Here is a 3,060-nt window from a genome sequence, read left to right on the forward strand (position 1 = left end):
CCTGCAAGTCCGTTCTGACAAGCACGGCGTATTCCGCGATTTCGTGATCCGGATCGGAGGAAAGCCGTCCTATCCCGGCAAGTTCCCCGCTTTGTTTGTCCAAAGCAACGAAAGCCAGTTTATGCCAGATCATGCGCACTAACTCATGTTCATTTTTGATCCGCGTCAAGAACGATCCCGAAGGGGCGACTTGATGCAGATCAATGCCGCCATCCGGGGGAAGACTATCGGTAAGCTTCGATAAAGCGGAGCGATTTCTCTTCAAGAATGCGAAAGCAACCAAGTAATGCTGTTCAAACCGGCGCGCCATTTCAACATGCCTGAGAACCTGCACCTGGGTGACGCATACTGGTCCCTCCCTGCAGACCAGCTGATGAGTGAACTCGCAACAATATCAAACGGGCTTACCTCGACAGAAGCAAGAAAAAGACTGACCGCGGTCGGTCCCAATTCTTTCACCGAAGCCTCTGGAACCACCGCAATTGCGACGCTGGCGCGTCAGTTTCGGAGCCCTCTCGTCCTGATTCTAGTCTTTGCCGCGGGCGTGTCGGCCGTTGTCGGCGAAGGGCATGAATCAATCATCATCACTGCCATCGTCCTTGCGAGTTGCCTACTAAGCTTTACCCAGGAATACGGTGCCTCGAAAGCAGTGCAGGCCTTGAAAGAGGTTGTGGCCCACAAGGCGACGGTCGTGCGGGACGGCGCAGAAATCAGCGTGTTGGCGCGCGACATCGTGCCGGGTGACATCCTCCATCTTTCGGCCGGAGGACTCGTTCCTGCAGACGGCATCATTCTGGAAGCGCGCGACTTCAATGTGAGCGAGTCGGCTCTCACGGGCGAAACCTTTCCGGCAGTGAAATCGCCGGGCATATCGGACGCCGGAGCAGGCCTTGCGGCTCGCAGCAATAGTGTTTTTGCCGGAACGTCGGTCCGCAGCGGCACCGCGACCATTCTCGTTGTCAAGACGGGAAGGAAAACCGAATTCGCCAGCATCGCCGCTGTCATCGAACGTCGAATTCCGGAAACGGAATTCGCAAGAGGCATCAGGCAATTTGGCTATCTCATGAGCGAGATCATGCTGGCGATCGTCATCTTGGTCCTTTTTGCGAACCTTCTCCTTCATCGCCCGTTGATCGATTCCCTGCTCTTCTCTCTGGCGCTGGCGGTCGGATTGACGCCCGAGCTCTTGCCCGCGATCATCAGCGTTACATTGGCGCGAGGTGCAAGGGCGATGGCTAAGGCTGGTGTGGTTGTCAGGCGGCTTGATGCAATCGAGAACCTCGGCAGTATGGATATGCTTTGTACCGACAAGACCGGAACGCTCACCGAAGGCGTCATCCATCTGGACGGTTGTCTTGATGTGGAGGGAAAAAAGTCACCGCAGATTGCACTTTGGGCCCGGCTGAATGCGACGCTGCAGACCGGACTGAAGAACCCTCTCGACGAGGCTATCGCCAACGTCGAAGACGCAATGTACTGCCTCGCGCGTTATGCCAAGGTCGACGAGATCCCCTATGACTTTATACGAAAGCGCCTGTCCGTGCTTGTCCGGGAATTGGGGACCAACGGAAATTTGGTCATCTGCAAAGGTGCCGTCGCAAATGTTTTGGAGGTTTGCACATCCGTTCTGGTCGCAGAAGGTTCCCAACCGATCGATAGCAGTCGTCGCGCAGACATCGAGACGAGATTCAAGGCATGGAGCGGTCAAGGCTATCGCGTGCTCGGCCTTGCAATCCGTCGGCTCGCTCCGGAGCGGGCTTTCACACGGCAGGATGAGACAGACCTGTGCTTTGCCGGCTTTCTGCTTTTCCTTGATCCGCCGAAGCATGGCATGGCCGAAACGCTTGCCTCGCTGGCCAAAAAAGGCATCGGCATAAAGGTCATAACCGGCGACAACCGCTATGTGGCCGCCCATCTCGCTGAAACGATCGGTCTTGCCAGCCGGAACATCATCACAGGTCAGGAGCTGGCGCTTATGACCAAGAATGCCCTATTCGGCGTCGCCTCAAAAACAGATCTCTTTGTCGAGATCGACCCCAATCAGAAAGAGCGGATTGTCGAAGCTCTGCAACATCGGGGTCATGTCGTTGGATATCTCGGCGACGGAATCAATGATGCTCCTGCCCTGCACGCAGCCGATGTCGGCATTTCGGTCAATGGCGCAGTCGATGTTGCACGCGAGGCGGCCGACATTATCCTACTTAAGCGTGATCTCGGAGTGCTCGGGCGTGGCGTCGACGACGGCCGGAAGACCTTCGCCAACACGATGAAATATATTTCGATCACGACCAGCGCCAATTTTGGCAACATGGTGAGCATGGCGTTGGCGTCCCTGTTTTTGCCATTCCTCCCCCTGCTCGCAAAACAGATACTCCTGAACAATTTCCTATCGGACTTGCCATCGCTGGCAATCTCGACCGACAATGTGGATCAAGATCAGACAACGACGCCAAGGCGCTGGGATATCGCTTTTGTCCGCCGATTCATGCTGACTTTCGGCCTTGTCAGCAGCTTTTTTGATTTTGTGACGTTCGGATTTTTGATTTTTATGGCCCACGCAACGGCTCAGACTTTCCAGACCGCCTGGTTCGTCGAGTCCCTTGTCACCGAGCTAGCGATCGTTCTTGTTGTCCGCACCAGAAAGGCGTTCTGGCAAAGTCGGCCGAGCGCCCTTCTTCTGTGGCTGACGGCGGGTACTTTCATAGTGGCCGTCACCACGCCTGTGCTGCCGTATGCAGCTTGGTTTGGCTTCGCGCCATTGCCAATGCCAATAATGGCCGGGCTGCTTACAATCACCCTGATGTATCTCATCGCTTCCGAAGCCACGAAGCATTGGTTCTTCTCCGATAAACACAGCCATTCCGCAACAAAGCGTGCGAGAAACGGTATCGCACATCGCCGTGTTTAATAAGGCTCTGCCTGGCTGTCTGGGATCCTAGTTTGTTGTTGAGTTTCGGATAATTTTCCTGCTCTCTACCGTTGATTGGCAGCAATGAGGGGTCGCCGCAGCACAATGCCCGCACGTGACATGCCCGGTCGATGGGGACGGTTCTTGCAAGC

At 55.6% G+C, this 3,060-nt stretch carries 2 protein-coding genes; one reads left to right on the forward strand and one right to left on the reverse strand.

The window, feature by feature from the left end; all coding sequences use genetic code 11:
• Window positions 1-310, reverse strand: a 310-nt coding sequence (locus AAAC48_RS27775; protein ID WP_340657287.1) for a hypothetical protein, incomplete at its 3' end; no start/stop codon positions are given.
• Window positions 311-316: 6 nt separating this feature from the next.
• Between AAAC48_RS27775 and mgtA the strand changes: the two genes are divergently transcribed.
• Entirely contained in the window at window positions 317-2,908 is a 2,592-nt protein-coding gene (gene mgtA / locus AAAC48_RS27780) for a magnesium-translocating P-type ATPase (protein WP_340657288.1), read from the forward strand.
• Window positions 2,909-3,060: the final 152 nt, after the last annotated feature.

The sequence above is a fragment of the Phyllobacterium sp. genome, from assembly GCF_037994405.1.
GTDB lineage: Bacteria > Pseudomonadota > Alphaproteobacteria > Rhizobiales > Rhizobiaceae > Phyllobacterium.